General features: G+C 62.0%; 22 protein-coding genes and 2 pseudogenes. 12 read left to right on the top strand and 12 right to left on the bottom strand.

The features are described from left to right. Positions 1–53 precede the first annotated feature (53 nt). Positions 54–1,733, bottom strand: a complete 1,680-nt coding sequence (locus F1599_RS05295) for an amidohydrolase (protein ID WP_150082416.1) — start codon at positions 1,731–1,733, stop codon at positions 54–56. Here F1599_RS05295 and F1599_RS05290 point away from each other — a divergent pair. Further along, positions 1,720–2,001, top strand: coding sequence for a hypothetical protein (locus F1599_RS05290; RefSeq protein WP_150082415.1), 282 nt, complete (start codon positions 1,720–1,722; stop codon positions 1,999–2,001). The two genes, F1599_RS05295 and F1599_RS05290, sit on opposite strands and share 14 nt — an antisense overlap. 138 nt (positions 2,002–2,139) lie before the next feature. Continuing rightward, positions 2,140–3,204, top strand: coding sequence for a VWA domain-containing protein (locus F1599_RS05285; protein ID WP_150082414.1), 1,065 nt, complete (start codon positions 2,140–2,142; stop codon positions 3,202–3,204). Positions 3,205–3,538: 334 nt separating this feature from the next. Here the strand turns inward: F1599_RS05285 and F1599_RS05280 are convergent, their stop codons facing one another. Both F1599_RS05280 and F1599_RS05275 read right to left on the bottom strand, forming a co-directional pair. Then, entirely contained in the window at positions 3,539–5,275 is a 1,737-nt protein-coding gene (locus tag F1599_RS05280) for a UvrD-helicase domain-containing protein (protein WP_150082413.1), read from the bottom strand. Continuing rightward, positions 5,268–7,337 carry an ATP-dependent nuclease gene (locus tag F1599_RS05275; RefSeq protein WP_150082412.1) on the bottom strand — a complete coding sequence of 690 codons (2,070 nt, stop codon included), beginning with the start codon at positions 7,335–7,337 and terminating at the stop codon, positions 5,268–5,270. The genes F1599_RS05280 and F1599_RS05275 overlap by 8 nt, the downstream gene beginning before the upstream one ends. 239 nt (positions 7,338–7,576) lie before the next feature. On the opposite strand from F1599_RS05275, the gene F1599_RS05270 reads away from it, so the two are divergent. Next, complete coding sequence (locus F1599_RS05270; protein ID WP_190286309.1) at positions 7,577–7,918, top strand: DUF6572 domain-containing protein; 342 nt, start codon at positions 7,577–7,579, stop codon at positions 7,916–7,918. Between the two features lie 425 nt (positions 7,919–8,343). Here F1599_RS05270 and F1599_RS05265 read toward each other — a convergent pair whose 3' ends face one another. After that, the gene (locus tag F1599_RS05265) at positions 8,344–8,748 is read right to left on the bottom strand and encodes a VOC family protein (protein WP_150082411.1); all 405 of its coding nucleotides are present in this window, start codon (positions 8,746–8,748) and stop codon (positions 8,344–8,346) included. 124 nt (positions 8,749–8,872) lie between these two features. On the opposite strand from F1599_RS05265, the gene F1599_RS05260 reads away from it, so the two are divergent. The 4 genes from F1599_RS05260 (at position 8,873) to F1599_RS05245 (ending at position 10,996) form a co-directional block, all read left to right on the top strand. Next, positions 8,873–9,085, top strand: coding sequence for a ParD-like family protein (locus F1599_RS05260; RefSeq protein WP_150082410.1), 213 nt, complete (start codon positions 8,873–8,875; stop codon positions 9,083–9,085). Then, positions 9,082–9,855: a type I methionyl aminopeptidase gene (gene map / locus F1599_RS05255; protein ID WP_150082409.1), complete on the top strand. Its 774-nt coding sequence runs from the start codon at positions 9,082–9,084 to the stop codon at positions 9,853–9,855. Before F1599_RS05260 ends, map begins: the two co-directional genes overlap by 4 nt. A gap of 102 nt (positions 9,856–9,957) precedes the next feature. Next, a complete protein-coding gene (locus F1599_RS05250) occupies positions 9,958–10,527 on the top strand; it encodes an isochorismatase family cysteine hydrolase (RefSeq protein WP_150082447.1) in 570 nt (189 codons plus the stop codon). A 115-nt stretch (positions 10,528–10,642) separates the two neighbouring features. Continuing rightward, positions 10,643–10,996 carry a YggL 50S ribosome-binding family protein gene (locus F1599_RS05245; RefSeq protein ID WP_150082408.1) on the top strand — a complete coding sequence of 118 codons (354 nt, stop codon included), beginning with the start codon at positions 10,643–10,645 and terminating at the stop codon, positions 10,994–10,996. Between the two features lie 1,332 nt (positions 10,997–12,328). Here F1599_RS05245 and F1599_RS26660 read toward each other — a convergent pair. Then, positions 12,329–12,397, bottom strand: a pseudogene (locus tag F1599_RS26660) (YaiI/YqxD family protein); the annotation flags it as partial. Between the two features lie 279 nt (positions 12,398–12,676). Here F1599_RS26660 and dgt point away from each other — a divergent pair. The 3 genes from dgt (at position 12,677) to F1599_RS05220 (ending at position 15,301) form a co-directional block, all read left to right on the top strand. Beyond that, positions 12,677–14,125, top strand: coding sequence for a dGTPase (gene dgt / locus F1599_RS05230; protein WP_190286308.1), 1,449 nt, complete (start codon positions 12,677–12,679; stop codon positions 14,123–14,125). Next, on the top strand, positions 14,122–14,685 hold the full coding sequence (locus F1599_RS05225) for a primase 1D-like protein (protein WP_150082406.1): 564 nt from the start codon (positions 14,122–14,124) through the stop codon (positions 14,683–14,685). The genes dgt and F1599_RS05225 overlap by 4 nt, the downstream gene beginning before the upstream one ends. Before the next feature lie 148 nt (positions 14,686–14,833). Further along, positions 14,834–15,301 (top strand): VOC family protein, encoded by a 468-nt coding sequence (locus tag F1599_RS05220; RefSeq protein ID WP_150082405.1) that lies wholly within the window; start codon positions 14,834–14,836, stop codon positions 15,299–15,301. On the opposite strand, the gene F1599_RS05215 is transcribed toward F1599_RS05220, so the two are convergent. Beyond that, positions 15,279–16,208: a LysR family transcriptional regulator gene (locus F1599_RS05215; RefSeq protein WP_150082404.1), complete on the bottom strand. Its 930-nt coding sequence runs from the start codon at positions 16,206–16,208 to the stop codon at positions 15,279–15,281. The genes F1599_RS05220 and F1599_RS05215 overlap by 23 nt on opposite strands. 350 nt (positions 16,209–16,558) lie before the next feature. Between F1599_RS05215 and F1599_RS05210 the strand changes: the two genes are divergently transcribed. Next, positions 16,559–17,491 (top strand): pyridoxal-phosphate dependent enzyme, encoded by a 933-nt coding sequence (locus F1599_RS05210; RefSeq protein WP_223819476.1) that lies wholly within the window; start codon positions 16,559–16,561, stop codon positions 17,489–17,491. A 25-nt stretch (positions 17,492–17,516) separates the two neighbouring features. After that, positions 17,517–18,486: pseudogene (locus tag F1599_RS05205) on the top strand (tripartite tricarboxylate transporter substrate binding protein). Between the two features lie 129 nt (positions 18,487–18,615). Here the strand turns inward: F1599_RS05205 and F1599_RS05200 are convergent. The 6 genes from F1599_RS05200 to F1599_RS05175 form a co-directional block, all read right to left on the bottom strand. Continuing rightward, complete coding sequence (locus F1599_RS05200) at positions 18,616–20,052, bottom strand: 3-deoxy-D-arabino-heptulosonate 7-phosphate synthase (protein WP_395894922.1); 1,437 nt, start codon at positions 20,050–20,052, stop codon at positions 18,616–18,618. Positions 20,053–20,217: 165 nt separating this feature from the next. Beyond that, positions 20,218–21,336 (bottom strand): NAD(P)H-dependent flavin oxidoreductase, encoded by a 1,119-nt coding sequence (locus tag F1599_RS05195; RefSeq protein WP_150082403.1) that lies wholly within the window; start codon positions 21,334–21,336, stop codon positions 20,218–20,220. Between the two features lie 26 nt (positions 21,337–21,362). Then, positions 21,363–22,250, bottom strand: a complete 888-nt coding sequence (locus tag F1599_RS05190) for a LysR family transcriptional regulator (RefSeq protein WP_150082402.1) — start codon at positions 22,248–22,250, stop codon at positions 21,363–21,365. A 239-nt stretch (positions 22,251–22,489) separates the two neighbouring features. Beyond that, on the bottom strand, positions 22,490–23,956 hold the full coding sequence (locus F1599_RS05185; protein ID WP_150082401.1) for an MFS transporter: 1,467 nt from the start codon (positions 23,954–23,956) through the stop codon (positions 22,490–22,492). A 203-nt stretch (positions 23,957–24,159) separates the two neighbouring features. Continuing rightward, positions 24,160–25,113, bottom strand: a complete 954-nt coding sequence (locus F1599_RS05180; RefSeq protein WP_150082400.1) for a VOC family protein — start codon at positions 25,111–25,113, stop codon at positions 24,160–24,162. Positions 25,114–25,313: 200 nt separating this feature from the next. Then, positions 25,314–26,666, bottom strand: a complete 1,353-nt coding sequence (locus F1599_RS05175; protein ID WP_150082399.1) for an MFS transporter — start codon at positions 26,664–26,666, stop codon at positions 25,314–25,316. Between the last annotated feature and the right edge of the window lie 93 nt (positions 26,667–26,759).

Genomic DNA, 26,759 nt, shown 5'->3' with positions numbered 1-26,759 from the left:
GCTGAACGATGGTCCAGCAGGGCTCTTGTCTGATGACGTTGCGGTCGGATCTATCAGCGCTTCGCCGCCTGATCGCCCTTTGCGTACACGCGCTCACCGGCCACCCAGGTCTCCAGCACCTGGATTTTCCAGATGTCGGCTGGTGCGACCTTGAAGAGATCACGGTCCACCAGAATGAAGTCGGCCCACTTGCCCGGCTCCAGCGAACCCAGCGTCTTCTCCTGATGCTGCGCGTAGGCGGCATCCATCGTGAACGCGCGGAACGCCTGCGGCAGCGTCATCGCTTCCTCGGGGTGCCAGCCCTTGATGGGGCGGCCCTCATGGTCGGTGCGCGTCACCGCGGCGTGCAGGCCGTAGAACGGGTTGGCCGATTCCACCGGGAAATCCGAGCCGCCCGCGATCACGGTGCCCTGCTTCAGGAAGGTCTGCCAGGCATAGGCGCCCTTGATGCGCTCCTTGCCGATGCGGTCTTCCGCCATGTTCATGTCGCTGGTGGCGTGGGTCGGTTGCATCGACGCGATCAGGTTCAGCGTCTTGAAGCGCGGGATATCGGGCAGCGAGACCACCTGTGCGTGCTCGATCCGATTGCGCAGCTCGCGGCCGCCCACGTCCTTGTAGGCGACTTCCATCGCGTCGAGCACCTGATGGTTGGTCTTGTCGCCGATCGCATGCACATTGACCTGGTAGCCGGCCTTCAGCGCGGTCTTCACGCTGGCCTGCATCGCGGCATCGCTCATGAACAGCAGGCCGCTATGCGCGTGGTCGTCGGTGTAGGGCTCCATCAGCGCGGCACCACGGCTGCCCAGCGCGCCGTCGCCGTAGAGCTTCACGGCGCGCAGATCGTAGCGGTCGTTGCCGTAACCGATCAGGGGGCCCTTGGCGGACAGCGTCTTGAAGTCCTCGCCGGTGTCGCGAATCATCCCGTAGATGCGCGTAGTCAGCTTGCCCTGGTCGGCGAACTCGCGATAGATGCGATCGTCGGCGACGGTCACGCCGGCATCGCCGACAGAGGTCAGGCCCAGCGCGTTCAGATGCGCGACGGCGGCGGCCAGCGCGGCACGCCGATCGTCGTCGGAGTAGGGCGGGATCACGTTGTTGACCAGCGCCATGGCCTTGTCGATCAGCACGCCGGTCGGATTGCCGTTGGCATCGCGCTCGATACGGCCGCCGGCGGGGTCCTTGGTGTCGCGCGTGATGCCGGCCGCCTGCAGCGCCTTGGTGTTCAGCCAGGCCGCGTGGCCATCGACGCGCACCAGGCGCACCGGGCGGTCCGACACCGCCGCATCGAGCTCGGCCGCGGTCGGGAAGCGGCCCAGTTTCCAGTTCACCTGATTCCAGCCATAGCCGAGCAGCCACTGGCGCTGCGGATTCTTCTGCGCATAGTCGCGGATCTGGCCCTGCGCTTCCTGCAGGGTCCGCGTGCCCGACAGCGAGATCTCGGTCGTCTTGAAGCCCAGCCGGAACACGTGGCCGTGGGCATCAATCAGGCCCGGCAGCAGCGTCTTGCCCTGGCCGTCGATGCGCTTGGCATCCGGATACTTCGCGCGCAGCGCGGCAGCATCGCCGGTCTCCAATACCTTGCCCTGGTCGAACACCAGGCCGCTGAAGGTGACGATCTTGTCGTTCTGCAGCGTGTAGCCCTGAACGGACTGCACCAGCGTGGGAGCGGCATGTGCGTGAACGGCGGCCATGGCGGCCAGCGCGAGCAGACTCGTGCGGATGGACTTCTTCAAGGTGACTCCTTGTTGTTGTGCTGATTTTTTATGGTGTGTCAAAGACGCCCGGGATGGCGCCGAACGCTGGCAAAGCGCCGTCATTTACCGACCGGCGGTCGTCCTTCTACCGGCCGATATGACGCGCGGCATCATAAGAGAAAACTGCGGTGCGGGAAAGGGCGAGGGGATGCCTGAGCTAGTGCCCGAGCGCGAATGGCAGGGCGCGAATGCCCGGAGCAAATGCTCGGACGAATGCCGGAAGCGAATGCCCGAAGCGGATGCCTGAAGCGGATGCCTGAAGCGGATGCCTGAAGCGGATGCCTGAAGCGGATGCCTGAAGCGGATGCCCGAAGCGAATGGCCGGAGCGAATGCCGGACTTGGAAACGCAGTACCATCGTCATACCACGCGCCATGGAGCAGGGCATGCAGTTTCTCTGGCCACAAATGCTCTGGCTGCTGCTGGCTCTCCCCTTGCTGGCAGCCGCCTACCTCTACGTGATTGCGCGGCGCAAAAAAGCCGCCTTGATGTACGCCAGTATTGCGCTGCCGCGGGCCGCCCTCGGCCGCAAGCAACGAGTGCGGCGCCACATCCCGCCGTTCCTCGTCTTGCTGGGGCTTGGCGTCGCCCTGCTGGCTTGCGCCCGTCCCACCGCCACGATCACGCTGCCCTCCGACACCGTCACGGTAGTGCTCGCGATGGATACCTCCCGCAGCATGGCAGCGGCCGACGTGGCACCTACCCGAATCGCCGCCGCCCAGCACGCTGCGCGCGATTTCATCATCGGATTGCCCGCCAGCGTGCGCCTGGGCATTGTGTCGTTTGCCGCCACCGCGACCGTGGTGCTTCCGCCCACCGAGAGCCGGCAGGACATGCTCGACGCGATCGACCGCTTTCAACTCCAGCACGGCACGGCAACCGGCAGCGGGCTGATCCAGGCACTGGCGGTGCTGTTGCCCAACGATGGCATCGATCTCGAAGCGATTATTTTCGGTGGCGAATCACTTGCCCCCGGACCCGGCGGCAGATCGCTGTCAGAAGCCGCCGCGGCGGAAGCCGTCCGCAAGCGCGAACAAGAGCAGCCTTCGGCGAGCCCCGGCTCCTATCGCCACGGCGCAATCATCCTGCTCAGCGATGGCCGCCGCACCACCGGCCCGGATCCGCTGGACGCGGCGCGCATGGCCGCCCAGCGAGGGGTGCGGGTCTACACCGTGGGCTTCGGTACACCGCTAGAGGAGGGCGCAGCACCGCCGGGAATTTCTTCGCCCGTGCAACTGGATGAGGCGACCTTGCGGCAGGTCGCAATGCTGACCGATGGTGAGTACTTTCAGGCCAGCTCCGCGGCTGACCTGACGCAGGTTTATCGGCGGCTTACCAGCCGGTTTGCGTTGGAGCGGAAAGAGGTTGAGGTCAGTGCGTTGTTGGCGGCGGGGGCGGTGGTGTTGCTGGTGGTGGGGTGTGGGTTGTCGGTGGTTTGGTTTCGGAGGTGAGGGCGAGGGTCGAGTACCAGAATGGGTTTCCGTCATTTGCGCGTCCATATGTCTTCTTTCACGCCGCCGTCGAAGGCCAATGGCAGACATTGTTGCACCGCCCTAGATGGGCCGGAATTGGCTAGGAGCGATGTTGCTCGATGGCCGGTTAGCGACCCATACCAAGTCTTCGATCAAGCGTGCCGTCAAAGACTGCTACCAAGTACAACGGTTGTTGGGCCGTCACATGGTTGGGGTCGACTGGAAACGGCCGAAGCTCGACGGAATTCATGCGAGAGATGAATGCCATAATTGGTCACATAAAGCTCACTCGATGGCATCAATGGGTCTCCCGTCAGAGCGGGACCGCCTGCATGTTCTCTGGCAAAAACCATTGTTCCAGCGTGCCAAATGCTTCCGGCGACAGTAGCTGGGTGAATAGCAGTGCGAGGCGCCGTTTGGGACGGGAACAAGCGACATAGAAGAGATTGCGGTTTCGCTCAAAGAAGTCCTGCCTTGCCGCCGGAATAGCTTGCCCAGCGGCCAAAGCTAGCATTTCGCCAAAGTTATACTGGTTCCATCCCCGACCGATAACAACCAGGACGTTTTCGAATTCGGCCCCCTTCACTCCGTGCTTGGTTTCAAAAGGCGAATGACCATCCAGATAAGTTCTCAGCGCCGATATCTCCGCGTATGGAACAGCGCGCAGTCGTTTGATTTCGACGAGGTTTTCCGGCATGTCTTCACCAGGCGCTCCAACGAATTCGCGTAGTTCGCGCTCACGCTTTTCGACCGCGTCTGGAAGGCGGGGCCTGCGTCGCTCAAGGACGTGATCGATCACATCTCCAACAGTGCCCGTCGAACGAAGCTCCAAGAGTCGAGTCATCGCATTGTGCCAAACAGCCTTGTCCGCATGGCTGCGAAGAAGCGGGGTAGTCGCGCCCAGAGCTTCGAACATCGACCCAAACCGATTTGCCGCGAACGCGTCGCAGGCCGGTTCGAGCTCATCAACCAGATAAGCGATATGCGGATGCTCCTTCTTGGTGAAGGCGTCGTTGTAGCGAAAAACGGTTGGCAAGCTTGTGTAGCCCTGTTCGTGTGCGAGCAGCCTGTGCGTCAACATCAGGATCTTCGTACAAGCGGGCGCAAGATCCCATCCTTGCTGCATCAGAATATCCTTGACGCGCTCCAGCGCCTGGTGAGCAGTTTCGGCGGGAAGGTCACCGCTCCAATGTCCGCCGGTTCTGCGTTGCCCCGCCCAGTCATTCGTGTGAAAAACGCTAACCTGGCCTGTCGAATCCGGATCTTTCACTTCCTGTCGTAATTGAGGGCGCATCCGGTTAAGACAATCCACAATCGTCTTGACCGATCGGAAGTTCGCTTCCTTTCCGATTTCTCTCACAGATTGGTGTTCAAGTCTGCCGCACCCATCGCCATATATCTTCTGCCAGTTGTCTCCGAAAAAGCCGAACAGTGGCCCACCTGAATTGCTTAGAAAAAGCCGCTTGATGGCCTCGACCCAATCCTTGTCAGTGTCCTGGTATTCGTCCACCAGTATGATAGGGAAGCGATCTGCAACCATCCGACGGAATTTCAAATTCTCCATCAAGGAAATCGTGAGGGGCAGTACATCATCATGGTGGATCGATACACGGTCCTCGCGAATGGAGCGGTGGCCAAAGTTGTACTCCACCACGCGAGGGCCGAGACTGCCCCCGATCTCTGCAAGTCGCTCTTGCCAATGTGGCATTGCCTCGACCAGAGATCGTAGCTGCTTCTGGAAGCCACTAATCAGGGACCAGCAGAAAGCGTGGTTGGTCTCGCAGTACACCAACGGGCTCTTGTCGGTGCGAGCAGCAATCTCGTCTCTAGCAACGTTCGTGAACGTAATGCATGCAATCTGTTGATTTTTCCTCGGGAAATTATGCTCATTTCGCTCGATAAGATACTGCAATGCCTTGATCAAAGAATACGTCTTACCGGCACCAGCGCCAGCTTCCAGCCGGAAACTCAGTCCTTGATCGAGACATTGGAACATTGCGTCGAGGGCACGTCGACTCGCCAACTCGGCCGGGGATTGCGTATCAACCATGGGGAGCGGCCTCCGCCTTCGCAACGATAGCGTCTGCTGCCAAAGCCAGTGCAGGATCGGATAGATCAGGTTCGATGCCTGCTGCCAGCCATCGCACACCGTCAACAAGATACCTCGGAGCACTCCACCTTTTTTCCTCAATGGCATACTTAAGTGCGAATTCCGATTTCTTGAATTCTCCTGCTTTGCCACGGGCGGCGACCTCCAACTCCTCTCTAGTATCGCCCGACAGCCCAAACAGTGTCTGATTTGCGAGGATGAAGGCGTCCTCGAAAGTCCGTCCACATGGACCGTGTTCGACTTCAGCACATTGATATGCTATTCGATTTCCGTCTTTTATCTTGTCGGTCTCGCGCTTTGTCAACAGTCCCTGGAGGGTGAATGGATCATCCTCGGAAAACCACGCTTTCAGGCATGCGTTGCTTGAATATGTTCCTTTATGGACCTCGCATGCCGAACCGCCTGCTTCTTCGACAGCATCAAGGTCAGTGATAATCAAGCTACGGAGTTCGAGGAAGTGTAGAAGCCTAAAGAACAAATGCGCGTACGCTCCCCCCACTTCTATCGTGGTTACGTACTGACTGGACAACTTCGGAGCGTCGGGCTCAGTCTCTTCGAGCTTGGCAATGACGGCCGGCAAAAGAAGACGTTCGCTCAAGCCTTCAACAAGAATGGCCTTGTCTGCAAAGAAAAGATCGCAACGCGTCAGTGTCATGTACTGGTGAAGGAATTTCTTGTCTGGTTCAGAAACGCCATCCAGCCCTCTGCGCAAATCCTTGATCTTGGTCTGCCGGATGCCGGGTTGCGCACCAGGCACGTCTCGTCCGAGGAAGTAACGGATGCTCTCGAAGCCCGCTTCGTTTGCGATGTGTGAAGAATGCGTTGATACGACGAACTGGACCGGCCAGGGCCCCTTGTCTTCCGAGCTGTCCACGAGCAATTGTGCCGTTTTGGCAAGTTGCCGAATGAATACTTCTTGCATCTGCGGGTGCAAATGCGCCTCGGGCTCCTCGATGAAAATGAGGTGGACACCAGGAGCCGTCGCTTCAGCTCGAAAGGCTTTATAGAACCCGGCCAACTGCAAGAGGATGAAGATTAGATTTCGTGCGCCGAGACCGTTGTACGATTCGGGCAATGCGACGCCGCTGTAGCCGGCGTAACGAACTTTCGTGAAATTCGACAGCAGCTTTCGCACGTCGAGAAGTGTTTCAGTATGCAACTCCTGATTTCCTAAACCAGGGTATCCGAAGCTTTTCAGTGCAGGGATTAACCCTTTCAGTTGTCCTCCGAAGTTTGTATCAATCTGCGATTGAATACCTTGGACGGCTTCCGTCAAGGCGTCAGCGATCTGTTTGTCAGCCGCGCCCGCCGAAGCCGATGACGCCGTAGCAAATAGAAGCTCGATAGTCTTTGCAAGCACGTCCGACTCTCTTGACGTGACATCGTCCAAGCCACGCTGTGCGTTAATAAAACCGGTCTTGATCAAACCCTTCACCGCATTGGGGGGCAGGTGGCGCTGGTTTCCAGCATCATTGGGGTCTTCCGCCCATACACGCATCGCATAGTTGCCTGGTATCCGCTCCCGCAACATGCGAAAAAACTTCAGTCGAGCTTCCGCAGGCAACGGTGTCGGGGGCAGGCCGTCAAAAAGCTGGGAGAGATGACCGTCTTTTAGCTCGTAGCGGAGAACGACAAGTGCCTCGGTGCAGTCAGGATCGAGGTCGATAACAAACGGACTCAAGGGACCGAATTCAGGCTCATTTGGATTGTACTGGAGCGTCAGGCGCAGCTCGATGTACGGGACGAGGGCCCGGACGGTATTGTCGTGTTCGCCTTTAACCCGGGTTTCCCAGGCGAGAATGAAGGACTCATAACAAGAGCTGGAGAAGTCTTCAAGCTGAAACTGTGGGCTGCCATCTGCTAGTAGCCGCCGGATGACTTCGGAAAGCGACGTCTTGCCGCTGTTGTTGCGACCCACAACAACCGTAGTGAGATCCTCCAAAGCGAGGTCGACGTCCGACAGAAGGCGGAAATTCTTTATCTGAGCATGGCGCAGCTTCATTTATCCCCTCGAATTATCGATTTGAAGCGTCAGTTTCACGTATGGTAGCTCACAAGGGTGATCCCTCCGGGTACCAGAAGGTTTGTTCAGGACAAAGAAAGCGGAAGGCGGTCGCTGGCGCCAATTTACCGTCAGCAAATACGCTTGCAACTGCAGAGTGAGTCCTGATCGCTAGATGTCTGCAAAGTTCGCAACGTAGGGACTAGAATATCGGTGGCGAACTCTTTCGGAACATGGCAATGGCGGTGGAAACTAGCTCGACAATTGATGCCGTCGGCGTTTATCGGCTGACTGGCGCCATACACCTGAGCATCATCGACGCTCTGCCGTGGGACGACCGTCACCTCGAGCTACTTCAAGAGAAGCTAAACACTTACCTTGCGTTCATAGAATCGGGCGAGATTTATCGAAGCTATCCCGACGCGACTGAAAGGAGCCTTGTGATCGATATCATTATGCGGTTTCGTCCTAGTCAGAGGGCAGAGTTCTTCTTCGAGCAAGCAAGGGCAGTAATCGAAAGCTACGGTGCGACCCTGACCCTTCGTCACGCGGGAACTGGCTATGCAGACGACTCTGCATAGCACCTCAACTGACCGCCTCGGGTCGAGGTGGCAGCGCCGGCCAGCCCATCATCGCCGCTGCTCCCCGCAATGGCGCTGACGTCCAGCGCTCACATGGTCACCGTTAGCTCGATATTTCGGAGGACTCGTTCAGCGTACTGGAGCCGTTCTAGAATGCGGCAAGCATCCATAGGAGTCCCCACGGCCGTTTGTTTGGTTCCACAGCGCTTACCCACTAAGTAGCCCGCATAGAAAAATCGCCAATCGAGTGCTCATTCATGTTAAAGGAAGTCCAGCATGACGAGATGTGCGTGACGCAACGTAACGGTCGTGTCCATCGAGACTTCCATGCCTGCTCTCGTTCCTTGGCAAAGAAAGCTGTGTGGCTCCAGCGTCTACTACTTCTCCCTGTGTTTCGCCTGCGCTCGTATTGCTGAAATGGCCTTCTATCGCGGATCGAAACTGAGCTCAAGTCTCGCACCACCCGGTTCCATCACCATCGCATGCCACTTCGGACCGTTGCCGGATGGCTCAGGTGCGAACTCCACCTGAACGCCGGGATAAGCGCGCACCCGTTCGAAGAGGCCGTCGAGTGATGACCGGTCCGGAACTTTCAATGCAAGGTGGTGAAGGCCGACAGCGTTCTTCCGATCGAAGGCCGCGAACGCGGTTGTATCCGCGACCTGCCACAGCGTGATCTTGGCTGTGCCGTCGGTGACGTACGTAGCGGGGTAGGCAGGGTCGCTGCCGAATACGCGCCACCCCAGGCATTCCGTAAAGAAGCGCGTCGAGGCTTCGAGGTTTGCAACGGTAAGGCCAATGTGGTCGATGCCCATGGTCGTGGCACTCATCGCGTCTACTCCGTTTTTGTGTTGGCTGGCGAAGATTGTGGCATGCGCAGCAGGCGAATCTTCCCTTGCGCAGCAAATCGACTTGCGTATATGATTCGTATATGGACCATATAGAGATACCGCAATGGGCATAGTCAATATCGACGACGATCTGCACGATCAAATCCGCAAGGCAAGCGCCGTGTCATGTCGGTCGATCAATGCGCAAGCGGCGTTCTGGATCAAGATCGGCATGCTGTGCGAAATGAATCCCACGCAGAGTTTCAATGAGATCGTGGCGGGGGAATTGCGGGCGGCTGGTGTGGTGTCGCAAGGCATCAAGGTCGCTTCGACATGAGAAAGCGGCCGGAAGAAATCGCGATTCTGGCGGAGTCGGGCAGGTTGCTGGCGCAGGTGTTTGCCTATCTGGACGGCCTGAACCTGATCGGCATGTCGACCATGCAGGTCAACGACCTGGTCGACAGCTTCATCGTCAACGAGCTGCAAGCGCGCCCGGCAAGCAAAGGGCAGTACGGATATGCGTACGCGCTGAACTCTTCTCGCAACAACGTGGTCTGCCACGGCGTTCCATCAACGTCGGACATCCTGCAGAACGGGGATATCGTCAACTTCGATATCACGTTGGAGAAGAACGGCTATATCGCCGATTCCAGTAAAACGTATCTTGTTGGCGAGGTGTCACCACTGGCCAAGCGGCTCGTGCAGGTCACCTACGAAGCCATGTGGAAAGGCATCCAGACTGTTCGCCCTGGCGCCAGGCTTGGTGATGTCGGGTACGCGATCGAGCAGCACGCGCGGAAGCATGGCTATTCGGTCGTCAGGGAATATTGCGGGCATGGCATCGGGCGTGAAATGCACGAGCCGCCCGAAGTCCTGCACTGGGGAAGGCCGCGAACAGGGTTGGAACTGCGCGAAGGCATGGTGTTCACCATCGAGCCGATGATTAACCAAGGCGGGCACGCCGTGCGGACCGAAGACGATGGCTGGACGGTGGTGACGCGCGATGGCCAGCTGTCCGCGCAATTCGAGCACACGGTCGCTGTCACGCGAAACGGCGTGCGAGTCCTGACGCTGCGGGCCGGGGAAACGCTGCCGAATTTCGGCTGATGATGGCGATGGTAGAGTGCATCGTTGTGCCAGCGCCCCGGTTTGATTCAGCAGATCGTCAACGAAGACAAGGAACGCGCCATAGATGCGCGCGACATGACCATGCAGATTCCGGCAATCATTCCCGCAAAAACCGCTCTGTTGGTCATGCACTATCAGACCGACATTCTTGCGTTGTTCCCCTCGGTCGCGCCTACTTTGCTCGGAAATACGCGCAAGCTGTGCGATGCTGCGCGAGCCAACGGCGTCAGCGTCTATTTCGCGAAGTTCCATTTCAGTCCCGGCTATCGGGAAGTCAGTCCGTTGAACAAGAACGGGCAGGGCGTCAAGAAACTCGGTCTTTTCGTAGAGGACCAGATTTCGCCGGAGCTCGGCCGGCGTGCCGACGAACCGATCATCATCGCCCACCGTGCCTCCGTGTTCTTCGGTACTGACCTGCAGGTACGGCTGTCCGCGCAAGGTATCGATACGCTGATCATGGTTGGTATTGCGTCGACCGGCGTGATGCTGTCTTCGGTCGCGTACGGGAGCGATGCGGATTTCCGCCTGTTCACGGTCAAGGATTGCTGCTACGACCCGGATCAGGTCGTGCACGATCATCTCTTCTCGACAGCGTTTGAATCCCGTACGACGGTGCTTTCGCTGGCTGACGCCTTGGCATTGCTTGCCTGAGACTCGGGCGACTCAATCGGGGTAGGTTCGGTGAAAACTTCGGAGGATGGACGGGAACGAGGCCGCGAACGCTGGCACAATTGCGCCTTTCTCATGAAGCATCAAAGGAATCCCCATGAAGTCTTCCCGCCGCTACAACCACCGCCAACGCAAGAAGCTCCATATCGGTGAGTATCAGGAGCTGGCGTTCGAGGTGATGGCCGATGTCTCCGAGTCGGCGCGCCAGGGCGATCCTGAGGCGCTGCTTGATCGGTTCCTGCAAGGGGCCATCGAGGCCAACGGACTGCTGATGGCGGGCGCCATCGACGATTACCAGTTGTCCGCCTATGTTCTGCTGAACGCCGCTCGCGGTTCGGTAAGCGCCGAGCAGCGCGAAGCGGTCGAAAAGTGGTTGCAGGCGTCCGCCGATTTCGAGAACGTCCGGGTCGGGCCGCTGCGTGACGCGTGGTATGGCGTGGACCAGGAATAATCGGAGCAGCGCGAAAGAAGCAAGGCCCGGCATTGCCGGGCCTTCTTACTGGTCATCACGCAACCCCACCTTCTTCGGGAGAGCCCCCATGCTCGACACGTAAAATTTCGGCGCCACCTACTATGCCGCGAGCAGGGCGTCCTTCCTGAAGGCACTAGAGCGCTCGGCGTAGCCGAAGCCATAGCCTCTGAGGGTCACCGTCGTCCGGCGTTGAGGTTTGCCGACCAGGCTAGCCTCCCCTATGCCTGTTCCAAACCAACAAGAATCCAGCTCATCTTCAGTTGGCGTTCAGGACCGACACAGGACAACAAGTCGAAGCCCATTTATCGCACGGCATCGCGCCGGTGGCTACGCCAGGACTACCACGCCAACTAATACGCATCGTTCATCATCGGTCCGGACGGGCGCAATATTGAACTGGTTTGCCCCGAGCTTGAAGCTACCGCTGCACCAAATCACTCTGATCACCGGCCAACAAAGGCTTACGAACTGCTAGCCGCACTATCCGCGCGAGGTATCGATACGCTGATCGTGGTCGGCATTGCGTCGACCGGCGTGAGCTGTCTTCAGTCGCGTGCGGGAGCGGTGGGGATTTCCGCCTGTTCACGGTCAAAGATTGCGGCTTCGACCGGATCCGGTCGTGCACGATCAGCGCCTTCCGACAGGGTCGAGGAGCGTGCGATGGTGCTTACGCTGGCTGACCAGACGTCGCGGAGGCCATTAAACAAAGCAGCAGTATGCAGTTTGATGGCTGAGGAGTGGCCTCCCTCCATGAGTCGACTGGTGCTCGCCGTCCGGCTATGGACTGACGCTGACGGCGGGATGAAGGTCACGGGACGACAAGTCGCTCGTCGTGCTGTGATGTACGAGCCCATCGGCTGTCGGAGGCTCACGTTCACCTAAGTCAGATCCTGTTATCGGCTCTGCCGCAAGAGAATCATTCTTTCTCAAATCCGGACCAGGTCGTGCATGATCACCTCGTCGCGATGGCATTCAAGTCGCGTATGACAGCTTTCGCTGGCTAATGCATCGACATTGCTTGCCTAGCATTGCAGCAATTCGGCCATCAAGATTGTTGGTCAACGATCGGAGTTCGGCTGGTGCACCGTTTATCGGGGCATTCTCCTTATGACACGTGCACGTCAGAGGGGGCTAGGTGGTCGCGTGCCAGGGATCGATCCAATTGACCGGCGAGCGCCTTGCCATCCTGCTGCGAATATGGTGTAGGCCTGGTGCTCGATGTCTGAGGTGCGAACCTTTATCACCTGCTTGGCGGGAAGGTGGCGTGCGCGTGTACTGCTTGGGCGCCAACGTGATTCCCACTTCGACTCATTGGGCTGTGCGATACAGCATCTCCTTAACGACAGCCGGGCAAGCGTCCGCGTCTAAAAGTATTTGCATTGCGGTACTCGGATTGGCTGGGCGATCATGATGCTGCATGGGTAGGGACTGCCCCAACACTGCCTCCTCCTGCGTGATATTCAAGGTCCCGTTACCGCGATATCGAGGGATGCGAAAGCAGACGCTATGGAAAACTGCTATTGGCTGAGGTTGCGGAGCCATTATCATGGCACACCGAGCGCTGTCAAAAAAAGATCGATAGCTACCGGGGGATTGTATTGGAGCGGCGGATGCAATCCGTTACAATTGCCACTCCAGACTAAAACAAGAGAAACTAGAATGACATATTCCCGCTGGATTACCGAGGAACGGGCACAACAAAGTAGTCGAACATTCGCCAGCGTAAACCAGGCGATAGAGAGCGACCGTGGACGGATTCTGTTCTCAAGTCCATTTCGTCGGTTGCAAAACAAGGCACAAGTTTTTTCCCTTGAGGGGAATGCAGCTGTCCGCAGCCGCTTGACCCATTCGCTGGAAGTCGCACACATCGGACGCTACATTGCGCAAGAGGTGCTTTCCCGGTTCGAGAAGGGTAGTAAGCTGAGTGAGATTGGCCTCCTGGACCGTCAATCGGCATTCGTTACCTTGGTGGAGAATGCGTGCCTTCTGCACGACATTGGGAACCCGCCATTCGGGCATTTCGGCGAAGCCGCTATTCGTGCTTGGTTTGGTGGTGCGGGGCGAAAGGCTTTTTGTGAGGCTACAGGTTTATCGGAGAAGGAAGCTTACTTTGACGGCGAATACCAGGATTTTCTCCGGTTCGATGGCAACGCACAGGGTTTTCGAATTATCACCCGGCTTCAAGGGGAGGATGGCACGACCGGATTGAATCTGACTTTTAGTCAACTTGCTAGCTACCTAAAATATGTAACGCTACCTCAAGATGTTAATGGCGAACTGAGAATATGCAAAAAACCGGGTTATTTCAACACAGAAGCGGATATTGTCGATAAAATCCGTGCTGTGTTTTCGCTTGGAGCGTGGCAGCGATTCCCGCTGGCGGCGTTGATGGAAGCAGCTGATGATATCGCATACTGCCTCAGCGATATCGAGGATGGGATTGAAAAGCGATTAATCACCTTCGATGAATTCATTTGCGCCGTTCATAGCACCGCGGCCGAGACAGTTGGTACGGACCCGTTAAACGCAGAACTGCAGTCCTTGCTTGCCTCCTTGGAGGACGGTAGGCTGTCAAAATTTGTCCAGGTTAGAACGCGAGTTTTCAATCATGCAGTTCAGCACGTCGCCCAGCGATTTGTCGAGCATCATGACGCAATCTGTGCGGGAGAACATGTTGAACTCATCGAGCCAAAATGCGCACTCGAGCGGCTATTCTCCGCCATTCGAAAAAACGTCGCACGACGAGTATACAGTTCTCCGGAAGCTGAGCACGTCGAGCTCGCAGGGAATGCCGTTGTCTATGGGCTTCTGGAGAATTTTGCACGCATTTTGCGGCTACCGGCTGAACAGGCGAAAGCAGTTCTTGAGGATGACGTGGAGTTCTGTAAGCGGCATCATCTCGATTTGGAAATGCGACTCGCCCACATGCTGCCAGACGCCGCACTGCGAGCATATCGAGCGATCCCTCACGGAAATACCGAGGCAATCGCAGAATGGCATGCTCGTGCTCATTTGATTTTAGACTATATCTGTGGAATGACGGATAATTTTGCGTTGAAGACTTTCCAATTGCTTTCCGGAATTCGAGTTGGTGAGGGAAATGGATGAACTTTGATGCCCATCCGCTATTGGTACTGAAGCAGCTTAGGCAACACTATGGCGACGCAGTGTCGTGCACTTTTAGTGTGTACGAATACCAGCCACAGAGTATCGACGATAAACGGCAATCATTCAGTGTGAAGATATCAGAAGTAACCTACGCTTGGCTTGAGTCGGTGCTCGCGGGGTTGCCTCCCAAAGTGGAGCTGGCGCTTCATTCCAATGTAATTTTGGAAGGGAAGACGCTACATATTCCAATGGTAGATTTTGCAACGCGGAGCCGTGCGCAGTTGCCTAAGCTTAAGGAATTTCTTGGTCAGAAGATTGTAGATAGCATACTGTGGTTCGACAGTGGGCGCTCCTTTCACGGATATGCCGCTACTCTTATTACTGAGATAGAGTGGATCGAGCTGATGGGCAGGTTGTTGCTGGCTAACAAGCCAAATCAAACTCCTTTGACCGACCCTCGATGGGTTGGGCACCGGCTTATCGCTGGTTATTCCGCGCTACGTTGGAGTTGCAACACCAGGCAGTATATTCAGATCCCTCAATTGGTAACAGTACCGTAAGGCGAAGATTTCGAAAATATGCCGGTTTAAATTGGGTGATTTAATAGTGGAAAGGGCTGGTGAAATTTGCAAGAATGGATGCCGGCGATCTGCGGAGCGGCATCATTTCGCCGGCCGTGTCCATAGAGGGAAATGAGAGCGTTGCAGTATGAGGATTTCGGCAAGTCAGAGTTCACGTTTTTCGTGTCCGTGCCGCCGATTCGACTACATAAAACTCGGCGTCATCAGCTACGCCGCCAGCAAAGCCTTCTTCGTAAGAGCCCTCGAACCCTTCCGCGTAGCCGTAGCCTCGGACCGCTCACCGTCCTACGGCGTCGAAATTTGCCCTCCAGGCCAGCCCTCCCTCTGCCTCTTCCAAACCAACAAAAAAAAACCAGCGCATCTCCACCTCGCATTCAAAGCCGAAACACGCCAACAAGTCGAAGCCTTCTATCGCGCAGCGCTCCAGGCAGGCGCCAAAGACAACGGCGCCCCCGGTCTCCGCCCGCACTACCACCCTAACTACTACGCAGCCTTCGTCATCGGCCCGGACGGCCACAACATCGAAGTCGTTTGCCACGAGCCCGAAGCCGACCCCGCAGCCGAAGCTAAGCCTATCGCTGCACCAAATCCCTGACCCCCTGCCGGCAAAGACTGACGAAATGCTGGGCCGCCGATGACTGGCCGCGCCCCGGGTGAAACGCCAGGATCGCCCGGAATCGGACCGCGCCGGCGAACGGAATACTGCGGAGCCCAAGCGCCAGATAGGTCCGTGCGACAAGCGGATTGGTGATTGCGAGACCCGCGCCGGCCAGCACCAGCGCGCATTGCGTATGGCTGTACGGCGTCGTTGCGACGAAGCGTGGCGCGATCTGGCGCTCGGCAAAGGCGGCTTCCAGTTGTCGTTGGGCCGGGTCCGCGGCGTCGAGGCCGATCAGCGGGGCGTCGGCCAGGTCCGCGACGCCGACTTTGGCGCGAGCGGCGAATGGATGCGTCGCGGGCACGATGCAGACCGCCGGCACGGCATAGAACTCCGAGGCGGTCAGGCCGCTGGTGTCGACCTCGTCGCCCATGAAGGCCAGATCGAGCTCGCGTTGCAGCAGGCGTTCGCGCAGCGCGCGCGAGCTGTCTACCTCCAATCGGCAATGGCTGCGCGGATAGCTGTGGGAGAAGCTCGCCACCGCCATCGGCATCACGCTGGCGGCCATGGCGTGCAGCGCGCCGACGCGCAGCATGGTGTCCTCGTGCTGGCGAAGCAGGTCGATCTTGCGCTGCACGGCGTCGAGGCCGATATAGACGCGTTCGACTTCGTCCATCAGCGCGGCGGCCTCGGCGGTCGGGACCATGCGGCCCTTGCTGCGGTCGAACAGGCGCAGCTGCGCAATCTTCTCCAGTTGCAGGACGATCTGCGTCACCGCCGGCTGGCTGATATGCAGTGCCTCGGCGGCGCGGCGCGCGGAGCCGAGGCGCATGACCATGCGGAATACCTCGATCTGCCGGGCGCTGATGGACGGTTCGCCAGCGCCTGTTGCCGCCTCTTTCATAGGGAGCCTATAAGTTCGTCTTATTGAAAAGCTGCAATGGCTTTGATCGCAACGGCGTGCCGGGCCGTAGACTTCGCCTCATGCAATCGTCGTCTTTCGCCATGCCTCTCGACCGTTCATCGAAGCCGCTTTCGGCCATCAACCCGACTCTCAACCCGGCACTGCACGCGCTGCAATGCATCAGTTGCGAGGCGATCTATCCCGTTTCCGATCTTCCGGAAGGCTGCCCGGCTTGTCACAGCCGGGGCCGACCCAGCAGTGTCGAAGCGGTCTACGACGCGCGAGCCTTCGATTTTGCACCAAAAAGCGCAGGTTATCGCTGGGGGCACTGCCTGCCGTATCTGAACGGCGTGACGCTGGGCGAGGGCGACACGCCTTGTCTTCCGGTGCCGGCGCTCGCCGAGCTGGCTGGCGTCGCCTCGGTATGGATCAAGAACGAGGGCGCGAACCCGACCGGTTCGCACAAGGACCGCATGTCGGCCCAGGCCGTGAGCCGCGCGCTGGCGATCGGCGCGAGCGAAGTGGTGCTGGCCTCCAGCGGCAACGCGGCGGTATCCGCCGCGGCCTATTGCGCGGCGGCCGGCCTGGCGTGCGAGGTGGCGACCTATCGGGACCTGCCGCCGATCTTCGATGCGGCGCTGCGCTACTACGGCGCGAAACGTATCGTTTGCGAGACCGGCCATGCGCGGTGGCAGCATGTGCGCCAACGCGTCCGCGACGATGGCGCGTTCCCGCTGACCAACTACAGCATTCCCGCGGTGGGCAGCCCGGTGTTCGGCGTGGAGGGCTATCGCGCTGCGGCACTCGAATGGGTGCACCAGGGTTGCGAGCCGGACCATGTCATCGTGCCGACCGCGCGCGGGGACCTGCTGTGGGGCATCTATAGCGCGCTGCGCGATCTGGTGGCGGCACGGCGGCTGGCCCGCGTGCCGCAGCTCTGGGCGGTCGAGCCGTTTCCGCGGCTGTGGCGCGTGCTGGCCGGCGAGCCGCAGCAAGGCGATTTCTATGGCGCCACGCAGCAGTTCTCCACGGCGGGATCGACGGTGACCGCGCAGCAGGTCCTCGCGGTGACGCGCTCTGGCGGCGGCGCGGTGGTCGTGGGTGACGATGCCGCCCGCGCCGGCACCGCAGCGCTGGCCTCGGCAGGATTCTGGGTCGAGCTGTGCGCCGGGGCAGGGCTCGCCGCGGCGCAAATGCTGCGCGCCGATGGGCGCATCGATGCATCGCAATCGGTTCTTCTGATGTTGACGGCACGGGGCGATCGCGACCCCGCGCAAGGCTGACCCTCATACAGGCTGGAGTGTTCCCATGACGCTGCCCTATCTGCTCGCCTCCCTCGCAATCTGCCTCACCGCCCATGCCCCCGCGGCAATGTCGGCCTATCCGGAAAAACCCATTCGCCTCGTCGTGCCCTGGGCCGCGGGCGGCAGCACCGATGCGCTGGCGCGCGCCGTGGCGCAGCGGATGAGCGAATCGATGGGCCAGCCCCGTGGTCGTCGAGAACCGGGCAGGGGCCTCGGGCCGCATCGGCGCCGAGGCCGTGGCAAAGGCGGCCCCGGACGGCTACACCTTGGGCGTCATCGAACTGGCCCATACGGTGGCGCCGTCGGTGTTCCGCCAGATGCCATACGATCTGCTGCGCGATTTCACGCCCGTCTCGTTGCTCGGCGAATCGCCGCTGGTGCTGTTCGCGGATAGCACCCGCTATCGGCCCGGGGAGGCTCAGCGCTTCCTTGCCGATGCGCGCAAACAGGGCAAACCGCTGCAACTGGCCACGAGCGGCAACGGCACGATCAGCCATCTGGCGGCCAAGATGCTGGAGGCGCAGGCCACCATCCCGATCGATGCGGTGCCCTACCGCGGCTCCGCGCCCGCGCTTACCGATGTCTCGTCGCAACTGGTCGCCGGCCATTTCGCCACGCTGGCGAGCGGCAGCAGTCTGCTTGGCGCGGGCAAGATCACGGCGCTGATGGTCACCGGACCGGCACGCATTGCCGCGTTACCGAATGTGCCGACCGCCGCCGAGGCGAAACTGCCGGCGCTGCAGATCAGCCAGTGGTGGGCCATCGTTGCACCGGCACGGACGCCGTCGACCGTGGTTACCCGGCTGGGGGACGAGGTGCGGGCGGCGCTGGCCAGTCCTCAGACCAAGGCGCGGCTGGATAGCCAGGGCATCGAGCTGAAGGCCTCGTCGCCCGCGCAACTGGGCGACAGGCTGCGCGGCGAGGTCGATCGTTGGGCGGCGCTGGTGAAGCAGGCCGGCATTCAGCCGGAATAAGGATCGGCGCGGATCCCGCTATCGCAGCGGGATCCAATCGATCATCAGGCACGGTGGCCCGTGTCGCCGATCGCGGCCAGCAGGGTATCAGGCGCGTTGATCCGTGTCGCCGATCGCCGTCAGCAGGTATCAGGCGCGTTGGCCCGTGTCGCCGATCGCGGCCAGCAGGTCGTCCGCGTGGACCATCAATTCGCGTACGCGCCGCAGCGCCCGGTATTGATTCAGCACGGCGCTCCACTGCGGCGATTCCAGCAGTTGATGCCAGACCGGCTCGAGGTCCCGCGCTTCCGCCTGCTGCGTTTCGATCAGCTTGCTGGCGAATTCGAGCGTGGCCGGTGCCGACAGCAGCTGCATCCGGCTCGCAGCGCTCAGCACGCGTGGATGGGATTCGGCCGGCGCGTCGCTGCAATACAGGACCTTGCTGGCGAGGCCCGCCTCGTCGGTCGGCAGCGCGCTCAGCGACGCGCCACGCAGGCGCACGGTGCCTTGTTCCGTCTGGAATGCATACGTGACGTGTTGCTCGGCATGGGCGAGCAGGCGCAAGCCGCGCAGCAAGCGAGGGAGATCCGTCGTGGCGGCATCCACGGAAGCCTTGGCTTCGACGAGCAGGCAGACGTCCCAGGCCGGTGTTTCGTCGTCGGCCTCATCTTCCGTGTTGGCCTGCCTGAGCAATACCGCATCCCATTCGGTCTTGGCTCGCTCGTGGCTGGCCGGCAGCGACGCCGGCACGCGCATCGAAGTCACCACGCGGTAAGGCGCCGACGTTCCCTCCGCGTCGTTGAGCCGCTGTGCCAACGCCCGCAGCGCCTGCGCGGCCAGCGCTTCGGCGGCGGCCCCGCGCTGCCGCGAGGAAGCGCCCTGCGCCGTCGCGGTGGCGGTTCCCGAGCGAGGACCTTGCCGGTCCCATAGCGAGCGATATTGGCGGACCTGCGCATCCGAGCTCAGCGCTTCGAGCTGGCGCAAGCGTTCCAGTGCGGGGCTGTCCAGCAATTGCGCCAAGGCTGGCTGCAGCGGGGCTGCGTTCGGCGCTGCGTTCGGCACCTCGTTCGAGATCGCCGGCATGGCGAGCAGGCGTCGAACCGTATCGTGCAGCGCCGCCCACGAGGAGGCCGAGGCCGCCGCGTGGAGATGTGTCATGGCCTCACGCTGCGGGCCCGAAGCGCCTCGCTGCGGTTTGTTCGGGTGGGCCACCGCGTTGACGGCAGCCAGCACCAGCCTGCGGTCCTGCTCGGCACGGGCCGCCAGCGATGCGTACTCGTGCACCTGGGGCACCCGATGCCGAAGGACCATCGCCTGGAAAGCCGGGTCGCCCGCATCCGGCCGGATCGCTTCCCGCACCATGCGCGCGAGCGATTCGACGAACAGATGTTTCAGTGCGGCGCCCGGGATTTCGCCGTTGGCGAGGGCGAGGCGCGCCTGCTCGATGGTCACCGCCAGCGCCGTCGCCGGACTGGCCTCGTGGATCCGTTCCGATACGGCGCCGATCGCCGGCAGGCGATACCGGCGTGCTACGGTGCGCAGCGTGTCGTCGAGCAGGGCGGGCGGTGGCGGCAGCGGCAGGGACATGCGTGCAATGGTAGCAATGACTCACGCGCCCAACGATTCCCGCACCAAGGATGCCCGCACCGGTTAAGCCCGCGCCGATGACTTCAGCACCGATAACTCCAGCACCGATGACTCCCGCCCCCCAACGCAACCCGATGTCCCCCGGGGAATCGCCGTGCAGTCCCGTTACCCCGCACGTGCCATGGCACCGAGGCGCCCGAGCACGTCGTCCAGCTCGGCATTCAATGTCGCCACCAGTTCCGCCGCCGGCATCGAACGCGCCAACGGTGCCGCCTGGCCCGCCCATTGCGCGGCGAAGTCCGCGCTGCCGGCCGCCTTGGCGGCGGCGTGCAGCGCCTTGCCGGCGTCATAGGTGATCGGGTAATCGGGAATCGGCGGCGCATCGGCCGCGACGCCCAGTTCGGTGAAGCGATTGACGAAGCCGCGCGCGGCGCGGCCGGAGATGGCGCGCGTCAGCGTGGTGGGACGCGTCTGCTCCGCCAGCAGCGCTTCGCGATACGCGGCATCGGCCACCGTCTCGGGGCATGCCACGAACGCGGTACCGAGCTGCGCCGCTGTCGCGCCCAGGGCCAGCGCGGCCGCGATGCCGGCGCCGTCCATGATGCCGCCCGCCGCGATCACCGGCAGGCCGGTCTTGCGCACCAGCAGCCGGACCAGCGCCATCGTGCCCAGGCCCTCGTCGAAGCCCTGCGTATCGAACACGCCGCGATGGCCGCCGGCCTCGACGCCCTGCGCGACCACGGCATCGATGCCGGCCGCTTCCACCTTGCGCGCTTCCGCGATCGTCGTCGCCGAGGCCAGCAGCACGATACCCGCCTCGCGCAGCGCATCGATCCATGCCTGGTCCGGCAGACCGAAGTGGAAGCTGACGACCGCGGGCTTTTCCTGCAGCGCCATCTCGTACATGGCCTCGTCGGCGACGAAGCTGCGATAGATCTCGCGCAGCGAGGCCGGCGGGGTCGCGCCGAATTCGGCGAAGCGCGGCGCCAGGTAGTCGAGCCAGCCGCGTTCGCGCTGCGCATCGGCCTGCGCCGGCACATGGCAGAACAGGTTGATGTTGAAGGGGCGATCGGTCAGCGCGCGCGTGTCGCGGATAGCCTGGCGTGCGGCATCGGCGTTCATCGCGCCGACGCCGAGCGAGCCGAGGCCGCCGGCGTTGGAAACGGCCGCGGCCAGCGCCGGCGTGCTGACGCCCGCCATCGGGGCCTGGATGATCGGCGTCGACATGCCGAGCCGGGCCAGCAGCCCGTTCTCAGCGGAAGATTCAACGGAAGAGGGGGTCATCGGATGCTCCTTCGGGATCGGGCCGCTCAGCCTTGGCGCAGCTCGTGCAGCAATGCTTCGTAGGCGGCGGTGGTGAAGCCGGCGCGCTTGACCAGGAAGGTATGCGCGGCGCGCACCGGCACGGTGTGGAAGTCGTCGCTGTCGCCATGCAGCGCCAGCAGCGATTTGGGCAAGATGGCGAAGGCCGAGCCCGCGCTGACGCAGGCCAGGATCGCGTGATAGGAGGGCATTTCGCGCACGGTCAGGTTGCGGCGCAGGGCCTCGTCGGCCTGCGCCAGCCATTCCTCGGCGCAGCGGCGGTAGGTGCAGCCGCGCGAAAAGCCGGCGAGCGTGCGCAGCCTGACGTCCTGCGGCCGGCGCACGCGCGGATGGCTGGCCGGCAGCACCAGCACCAGTTCCTCGGTGAACAGGAACGTGCCTTCGAGCCCGGGCGCCATGTCCTCCATCGACAGCTGGCGCGGCGATCCGGTGCCAGGATGGGCGACGATCGCGCAGTCGAGCTGATGCAAGGCGACCGCATCGGCCAGCGCCTGCGCGGTGCCGGTGCGGATCTCGACGTCGACCAGCGGATAGCTTGCGTGATAGCGGGCCAGCGGCTTTGGCAGGCGGGCCGCCGCGGCGCTTTCCATGGTGCCGAGCCGCAGCTTGCCGGTGGGCACGTCGTGCCGCATCGCCTGCCGCGCTTCCTCGGCCAGCGCCAGCAGCCGCTCCGCATAACCAAGCAGCTTTTGCCCTTCGGCGGTCAGCGTCATGCGCTTGCTGTCGCGCTGGAACAGCGTCACGCCGAGGCTGTCCTCGAGCTGCTTGATGCGCGTGGTGACGTTCGATTGCACGCGATCGAGCGCGCGGGCGGCCCGCGTGACGCTCTGCTCCTGCGCCACGGCGCGGAAGATTTCCAGTTCGGCCAGTTCCATCCGGATGCGGCGCGGTGTCTCGCGCCGTTCTCAATTCAGGAATGAAGATGGATCAAATATCCTGTATCGAGAACGATAAGTCAAGGCGACCACAAAGGTCGAGGCGACCACGAAGGACCCACAAAGGACCCACAAAGGACCCACAAAGGACCCACAAAGCAAAAAGGGAGAACGCAGTACGCGTTCTCCCTCCTGGATTGTTCGACAGGCTGGTCCGGCGTGGCCGGCCCCTAGTCCGATCAGAAGTCCTCGGCGTCCACGTCGTAGTTCGCCGGCTCCCAGCGGATCGCCAGCAGCGCCAGCAGGCCGGCCAGCGGCGCCAGCGCGATGACCCAGAACACCTTGGTGCTCAGCGCGGCGGCCAGCACCGGGAACAGGAACAGCGACAGCGTGGAGCTGGCGCGCATCAGCGTCTGGTTGAAGCCCACGCCCACGCCGCGCAGCGAGGTCGGGTAGCTCAGCGAGGCATAGGTCATCGTATGCGCGCCCGGACCGAAGCCCTGGCCCAGCAGGAACACGGCCAGCAGCGCGATCGCCGCCACCACTTCGCTGACCCCGTCCGGTTTGCCGACCAGCGCCAGGCCGACCAGCGCGGCCAGCTGGAACGCGTAGCCGACCACGGTCAGCTTCCACGCGCCGACCCGCGGCACCAGCCGCACGCCGATCAGTCCGCCGACGAAGGCGAACAGCAGGTTCAGCGCCAGCGAGATCAGGATCGTGTTCAGCATGGTCTGCGCCAGGAAGCTGGCGATGATGACCGGCAGGCCGAAGGCGACCGCGTTGTAGGCGAACGACGAAGCGATCGACATGATCGTCGCCAGCACCGTGCGGCTGCGATAGACGCCCTGCAGCAGCACCGCGTAGTTGCCCCAGGACGCGGCGCGCTTGGCGGGCTTGGCCACCGCGTCGGGTGCAACCACCGCGTCGATGCCATAGGACCGCTTCAGGATCCGCGCGGCCCCTTCAAGGTCGCCCTGGTTGGCGGCCCACACCGGCGATTCGCTCATGTACTTGCTGCGCACCGCGATGATGACCAGCGCCGGCACCGCGCCGAAGCCGAGGATGATGCGCCAGAGCAGCCCGCTGTGCGACTCGGGCAGGACCGCGTAGCACAGCAGCACCAGTAGATACGACACGCAGATCGCCGCATACCAGGTGGGGCACCACATCGCCACGCGCGAGGCCTTGTTGCCGCGGCCCTGCAGCTTGGAGAACTCGGCAAGGAACGCCATCGCCACCGGCAGGTCGATGCCGACGCCCAGGCCCATCACGAAGCGGGCACCGGCCAGCACGTATTCGTTCGGTGCCAGCGCGCAGGCGATGGCCGCCACCACGAAGAACAGCATGTCGGCCATGAAGACGCGATAGCGGCCGATGCGGTCGGTGAAATAGCCGCCGAGGAACGCGCCGACGATGGCGCCGAAGGTGATCGCCGACGCGACCATGCCCGTGCCGGCCGGCGTCAGGTTGAATTCGCGGGTGACGTCCTTCAGGCCGAAGGCCAGCGCGCCGAGGTCGTAGGCGTCCAGGAACACGCCGCCCAGCGCGATCGCGACCACCATGCGCGCATTGCTGGCCTGGGCGCCGCCCTGGTTGACCAGTTGCGAGACATCGGCGGCGGAGCGGATGACGGCCTTGTTGGGTGGAGCGGCGGTGGCGGCCGCCTGTTGCGCTTCGGCAGGGGAGAGGGTGAGGTCGACGGACATGGGGATCGTGATGGGAGCATGCGCCGCGCGCCGGGAGGGGCGGCGGCGCGGCGAATGCTACGCCAGCACGATCGCTGATCCAAATGACTTATTGTTATATCTTTAAGGACGCTGGAATTCCGGGCCTTGGGGCGTCCCGTTTCCCATGTTCGGTATATGTTTCAAATGTTCCGTGGGCCTTGCGGTCTTGCCTGCATGCCGTCTTACGGCCGGCTGCTCCCCGTTCCCTCGAAGGCCGAGCGCAGCGCTGCCGCGTCCAGCTTCTTCATCTGCAGCAGGGCCTGAACCAGCCGGTCGATGCCCGCCTGGTCGCCGGAACGCATCAGCGTGTCCATCTCCGCCGGCACGATCTGCCACGAGACACCGAACGGATCCTTGCACCAGCCACACACCTCCGCTTCGGGTACCGCGGAGAGCTTTGACCAGTAATGGTCGATGCTCGCCTGGTCCTCGCACGGCACGACAAACGAGATGGCCTCGTTGAAGGCGAAGCCGTGCGGGTAGCCGCTGTCCATCGCCGCCATCCACGTATTGCCGAGCCGGAAGTCGGAGAACATCACCGAGCCCGCCGGATTCGGTTCCATGCCGGGCCCATAGCGGACCAGTTGCCCCGCCTGCGAATCCGGGAAGATCTCGCGCCAGAACTCGCCCGCCGCCTCGGCCTTGCCGCAGGCATCGCCGGTGAACATCAGCGCCGGCACGATCGGCGGCCGGGATTCGCTCGACGTATCGGTCAGCATCAATTGCCAGGACAGCCCGTAGCGGTCCTGTATCCAGCCGAAGCGCGCGCTGAAGGGGTAGGCGTCCAGCGGCATCAGCGCCTGGCCGCCATCGACCAGCTTGTCCCACATGGCATCCAGCCGTTCGCGCGCCTGCGGATCGCGGCCCGGATCGAACAGCACGAAGAAGGAGATCGACGGATTGAAGCGGAACATCGGTCCCGCCGAGATCGCCATGAAGGGCTGGCCCCATAGCGTGAACCGCACGAGATCGCAATCGCCGGACGGCGTATTGCGGATCTGACCGACGAAATCGACGGCCGACTCCGGAAATACCGATACATAGAAGCGCGCCGCTTCGACGGCCTCCTTGTCGTACCAAAGGTGCGGGACAAGGGTGGGCGGTGAGGCGACAGGCGGGGTGACAGGCGTGGTCATGTGCCGGGCTCCTTTTCAGGCATCTCGAAAGGAAAACGGCGCCATGTCGGCCGCCGTTTTGCGATGAAACTCCAGAGTAGTCGCCGCACGCGTCCGGCACAAATCCGGGGCGCAAAAAATCCCCAGGGTGGAGTGCCCTGGGGATCGGGTATTTCGGGATCGCGTGTTTCAGGGCCGCATATCTCTGCGGCCCCGCGCCGCTACTTCTGCACGGACGGCGCCGGCGCGCGCAGCGCCGCCTGGTGACTGGCCGAGGCCGAACGCCGATGGTCGATCATCGAGACCGCCAGCGCGGCGATCACGGCCGGAATCGCGATGGCGACGAAGTTCTGCTGCAGCGGCAGCGCCATGCCGACCAGCATGCCGATCACGATCGGGGCGAGGATCGCGCCGCTGCGGCCGACGCCCGAGGCCCAGCCGATGCCGGTGCCGCGCGCGGCCATCGGATAGAACTGGCCGGCATAGGCGTACGTCACGATCTGCGTGCCGATGGTCGACGCACCGGCCAGGCCCACCAGCACGAACAGCACCGGCGTCGGCACCGGGTAGCCGAGCAAGGTGATGGATACCGCCGCCAGCGCGTACATGCCGACCAGCACGTGCTTGATATTGAAGCGGTCCGCCAGCCAGCCGCCGCCGACCGCGCCGATCATCGCGCCGAAGTTCAGCACCAGCACGAAGGTCAGCGCCGAGCCCAGGCTGTAGCCGGCGCTGGCCATCAGCTTGGCCAGCCACGAGCTCAGCGCGTAAACCATGAACAGGCACATGAAGAACGCGACCCAGAACATCACGGTGCTGAAGCCGCGGCCGTCCTGGAACAGCTTGCCGATCGGCGCCTCGCCGGCCTTCAGCTCGGGCAGCGCAAAGCGGTCGTCCGCTTGCGGCCGGTAGGACGGCTCGAGCCGGCTCAGCACCTTCTTGACCTCGTCCAGGCGTCCCGAGCGGATCAGGAAGGGCATCGACTCCGGCAGCGACTTCATCACCATCGGGATCAGCAGCACCGGCAATCCAGCGGCCAGGAACACCGATTGCCAGCCGTAGCTCTCGATCAGGCCCTTGCCGACCACCGCGGCCAGCATGCCGCCGACCGAATAGCCGCTGAACATCAGCGTGACCATGGTGCCGCGGATCTTGCGCGGCGAATACTCGGTCATCTGCGCGACGACATTGGGCATCACGCCGCCGATGCCCAGGCCCGCGAGGAAGCGCGTGACGCTGAACGTCACCGGATCGCTGGTGAAGCCGGCAGCGGCGGTAAAGACCGAGAACAGCACGATGCAGATGGCGATGGCCCAACGCCGGCCGATGCGGTCGGCGATGGTGCCCAGGAAGATCGCGCCGAACATCATGCCGAACAGCGCGGAACTCACCATGAAGCCGGCCTGCGTCGCGTCGACGCCCATCGACTGCATGATCGACGGCAGGGCGATGCCGGCCACGGCCAGGTCGTAGCCGTCGAAGATGATGATCAGCGCGCACCAGAACAGCACGAGCCCATGGAAGCGGTTGAAGCGGGCCTCGTCGGCCAGCTGGTGGACGTCGATTTGACGCATGGTTGTCTCCTTGCAGTCCGGTTTCTACCGGCTCTGTGATGGGTGAACGATCGGGTACGGGGCCGACGGCGCCGCCAGGAAGCCGCGCCGGCG

It is taken from the genome of Cupriavidus cauae, assembly GCF_008632125.1.
Taxonomy (GTDB): Bacteria; Pseudomonadota; Gammaproteobacteria; order Burkholderiales; family Burkholderiaceae; genus Cupriavidus; species Cupriavidus cauae.
The sequence above is the reverse complement of the archived record's forward strand: the minus strand, read 5'-3'. Positions and strand labels throughout refer to the sequence as shown.